Genomic DNA, 1,205 nt, shown 5'->3' on the forward strand with positions numbered 1-1,205 from the left:
ATCTAGATGAGATACAATGCAAAGCTCATGTTAACTCTGACCCAAAAGAAACTAAGTTGCTGATTTTACATGGCAGTCAGAGAATGCATCCATACTTTCCCAGGCGTCATTTGATCCTGCCATGTGTGGGCGATTTTCATGGCGCAAAATATGGCATGTCATTTATTTCTCAACAGGCGTTATCGAAAAGCTTAGGGTATGATTTGGTTTCTGACCCCAACCAGATGCTCGTGGTAATACCAACAGAAGCTGGAATCGATACATACTTATATTGGACAGGGGAACGCTATCAGCTCTTTTATCCCCCAGAAGAACCCTAAAAGAAGCATCGTTTGATGGCCTTCTTTTATACTTAGTTAACCCTTCGTTTTACCCGACAGTTGTCAGCAGCACAGTGGCACTTGCTCACATCGATCGAACTGCTTTCGTCTGGTCTGTGTGTCACCGATGTGGCGTATTGGCTGGAGTTTGCCTCACACAGTGCCTTTATCGCCTTTTTCAAAAGCAGACTGGCTACCCGTCGTTGCACTTTATGAAAATGGATCTCCGTGTTTCATTTTAGCCGTCCCAATAAAAAATGGCCGCCGAAAAGGCCGCCATCTTACTTTGATTGTAACTGTACTTCGCGCCTTAGCGCATGGTAACGAACTCTTCAGAGCCGGTTGGGTGGATAGCCACAACTGAGTCGAAATCGGCTTTGGTTGCGCCCATCTTCATCGCGACACCGAAACCTTGAATCATTTCGTCCACGGCGAAACCGATGCCGTGCAGACCAACCACTTTCTCATCTTCACCCGCACATACAGAGCTTCATTTTGCATGGCTGACGGTGTTGAGTCACCGCGGTGTACATCGCAGTAAAGCCTGAGGTGTACACTTTCACGTTCTCTTTGCCATATTTCGCGATTGCTTCTGGCTCAGAAAGACCAATGGTGCCGAATAGGTGGGTGGCTGAACACCACGGTTGGGACCAAGTCATAGTCCATCTTCGCGTTAGGCTTGTTGTTGAACAGACGCTCAGAAGCTGACGACCGCTTTCACCGCAACGGGTGTAAGCTCGATACCGCCTTCCATAATGTCGCCAACACAGTAGATGCCAGCAACGTTGGTGGCTTGGAACTCATCGACTTTGATGTAGCCGCGCTCGTTGGTTGCTTACGCCGGTTGCGCTCAGGTTGATGGCGTCAGTCGCTGGGTGACGACCG

The 1,205-nt window shown here is 48.9% G+C and carries 2 pseudogenes; one reads left to right on the forward strand and one right to left on the reverse strand.

The features are described from left to right. Window positions 1–320 (forward strand): annotated as a pseudogene (locus tag CIK04_RS23870) (hypothetical protein); the annotation flags it as partial. Between the two features lie 310 nt (window positions 321–630). Here the strand turns inward: CIK04_RS23870 and CIK04_RS33620 are convergent. Continuing rightward, window positions 631–1,205: pseudogene (locus CIK04_RS33620) on the reverse strand (FAD-dependent oxidoreductase); the annotation flags it as partial.

The organism is Vibrio sp. 03_296, assembly GCF_002265885.1.